The 3,060-nt window shown below is 34.4% G+C and carries 3 protein-coding genes and 1 pseudogene; 2 read left to right on the plus strand and 2 right to left on the minus strand.

Annotated features, from left to right (window positions below; translation table 11 throughout):
• Positions 1–295: 295 nt before the first annotated feature.
• Complete coding sequence (locus B2X73_RS10135; RefSeq protein ID WP_286495822.1) at positions 296–853, plus strand: nucleotide exchange factor GrpE; 558 nt, start codon at positions 296–298, stop codon at positions 851–853.
• Positions 854–867: 14 nt separating this feature from the next.
• Positions 868–1,992, plus strand: coding sequence for a molecular chaperone DnaJ (gene dnaJ / locus B2X73_RS10140; RefSeq protein WP_286495821.1), 1,125 nt, complete (start codon positions 868–870; stop codon positions 1,990–1,992).
• 67 nt (positions 1,993–2,059) lie between these two features.
• On the opposite strand, the gene B2X73_RS10145 is transcribed toward dnaJ, so the two are convergent.
• A complete protein-coding gene (locus B2X73_RS10145) occupies positions 2,060–2,425 on the minus strand; it encodes a heavy-metal-associated domain-containing protein (protein ID WP_221856639.1) in 366 nt (121 codons plus the stop codon).
• Between the two features lie 22 nt (positions 2,426–2,447).
• Positions 2,448–3,060 (minus strand): annotated as a pseudogene (locus B2X73_RS10150) (TonB-dependent receptor); the annotation flags it as partial.

The following is a 3,060-nucleotide window of genomic DNA, read 5'->3' on the forward strand; positions in this document are numbered from 1 at the left end:
ATCAAAATGCACAACGGGTTATACTAATTTTTTTCCAAAAAAATGGAAAGACAAAAAGACAGGCTAAGATAATTGTAAAGAATAAAATGTTTTTTTATACGCTCTTTGTCAAGTTGAATTCATTTCAACTTCGCATCCTCAAAGTAAAACTCAAATCAAAAAAAACTTTATACATTTACCGAAGCACTTCTCGCGACAGAAGTGCTTCTTTTTTATTTAAAATCTGACAAAACGACACATAATGGGCATTGGCAAACTATTTGATTCAATCAGAAACAAAAAAACTAATAAGAATATGTCTGACCAAAATATACACGAAGAATTAGAGAACGAGAATCTTCAAGAAAACGTTCAAGAGAGTGATAACACTGTAGAACAACCACAAGAAGAAACTGCTGGAAAGTCAGAATTAGAAATTGTTAAGGAACAATTAGCAAAAGAAAAAGACCAATATTTACGCTTATTTGCAGAGTTTGACAACTTCAAAAAACGTACTTCGCGCGAACGCATGGACATTTTCAAGACAGCAAATAAAGAAGTTATTACGTCTTTATTGCCTGTTTTAGACGATTTTGGACGCGCTTTAAATCAAATTGAAAAGTCTGGAGACGACAGCTTACATCAAGGTGTTGAATTAATCAATAATAAATTAGTAGAAACGTTACGTGCAAAAGGTTTGAAAGAAATGGAAACTAAAGCTGGAGACGATTTCAATACTGATTTACACGAAGCAATTACTCAAATTACTGCTCCAACAGAGGATTTAAAAGGAAAAATTGTAGACGTTGTAGAAACGGGTTATTTATTAAATGATGTGGTAGTTCGCTACGCTAAAGTTGTTGTTGGATTATAATTTAGATTAAGAAAATGTCATCAAAAAGAGATTATTACGAAATATTGCAGGTCGAAAGATCTGCAACATCAGAGCATATCAAGAAAGCCTATCGTAAACTTGCCATCAAATATCACCCTGACAAAAATCCTGGTGACAAAGAGGCAGAAGATAAATTTAAAGAAGCTGCAGAAGCTTACGAAGTTTTAAGCGACGACAACAAACGTGCACGTTACGACCAATTCGGACATGCAGGAATGGGCGGAGCTGCTGGCGCAGGATTCGGCGGTGGCGGCGGAATGAATATGGAAGATATTTTCTCTCATTTCGGCGATATCTTTGGAGGCGGAGGATTCGGTGGTGGATTTGGAGGTCAATCTCGTGGTCCACGTCGAATGAAAGGTTCTGATTTGCGTATTCGCGTAAAATTGAACTTAGAAGAAATGGTTAACGGTTGCGAAAAGAAAGTAAAAGTTAAACGTTTTAAACAAGCAGATGGCGTTACATCTAAAACATGTCCATCTTGTGGCGGTTCTGGACAACAAGTTCGTGTTACCAACACATTTTTAGGACAAATGCAAACTGCTACAACTTGTGGAACATGTCAAGGAGTAGGAAAAGTTGCAGACAAAATTCCTTCGGGAGCAAATAATCAAGGATTAATCAAAGTTGAGGAAACAATCGATCTTAAAATTCCTGCTGGAGCAAGAGAAGGAATTCAATTACAAGTTCGTGGAAAAGGTAACGATGCGCCTTTTGATGGTATTCCTGGTGATTTACTTGTTTTGATTGAAGAAGAAGAACACGATACATTAAAACGTGATGGAAACAACTTACATTTTGATTTGTATGTTTCTATTCCTGATGCTGTTTTAGGTGCTTCGAAAGAAATTCCGACGGTTAACGGAAAAGTGAAAATTAAAGTTGACAAAGGAACTCAATCAGGAAAAGTATTACGTTTAAAAGGTCAAGGTTTACCAGATTTGAACGGTTACGGAAAAGGTGATTTATTTGTGCATGTTAACATTTGGACACCAACTCATTTATCGAAAGATCAAGAAGCGTATTTTGAAAAAATGAGAGACGATGATCATTTCTCACCAGAACCTTCGAAAAATGAAAAATCATTCTTTGAACGTGTGAAAGATATGTTTCAGTAATTGAAAATCAAATGATATAAAAAAATCCATCTCAAATGAGATGGATTTTTTTATATTTTAAAATCTTTTAATGACTATGCGTGTTAGCTTCCCCAGCTGAACCTTCACGATCATACGAACAACAAGAAGGTAAACTTCCGTACACTTTTTCTTCTGCACGTTTATTATCAGTATCGTGTCCAACCGCTACTACAGCGTTTTCTACATCATCCACTTTACTCTTTTTTTCATTCAATATAATATGTAAATTTTGCGTATTACTATCCCATTCAGCAGATTTTACGCCTTTTACACCATAAGCCGCTCTTTCAATACGGTCTTTACATTGTCCACAATTTCCTTTAACGTGTAAATCGTGTTTCGCATTTTTATTTTGTGCTTGTGCGCTAATTCCTAAAGTCGCAACCAAAGCAAAGGCTAATAATTTTTTCATTATTTTATATTTTTTATGATTTTTATTTTAAACTAAATCTTAATCCAGCGTAATACATTTGTCCAAAAATTGGTGCATAAACAATCGAACTATCGAAATAATTTGAACCAAAAGGATTATCTGCTCCTAAAATTACGCGATGTTGTTGATAATTCGTTACATTTTCTCCTCCAATATATACTTCAAAATGTTTTGAAAAAACACGTGTAATCTGGAAATTAATTGTCCCAAATGGATTCGAATATTCATTCAACTGATTTTCTGGCAAATTATCTGATGTATTTGGTAAACGCTGTTTTCCAATCCAATTATACGTCGCATCAAAACGCCAATTTCTTCCATTTCTTTCATGTGTTTCATATTCAAGATTTGTAAAGAAACGATGCTTCGCTTGCAATGGACGTTCTAATTTTCCGTTTTCATAATCGGTTGCTATATCATAATATTTGTATGATGCTCTAATTTTGAAATGCGTAAATGGATTATAATTAAAATCGAATTGGAACGAATTTGCATACGAATCTCCTTCTAAATTATAAAACCTAACTTGGCGCGCTGAATAATCGATATCCGTCACAATTTGATTTTCGAAATCTGTTCGATAAAAATCTGCTGTAACATCAGCATTTTTTCCA

Source organism: Empedobacter sp. UBA7252, assembly GCF_002472765.1.
In the GTDB taxonomy this organism is placed as follows: Bacteria; Bacteroidota; Bacteroidia; order Flavobacteriales; family Weeksellaceae; genus Empedobacter; species Empedobacter falsenii_B.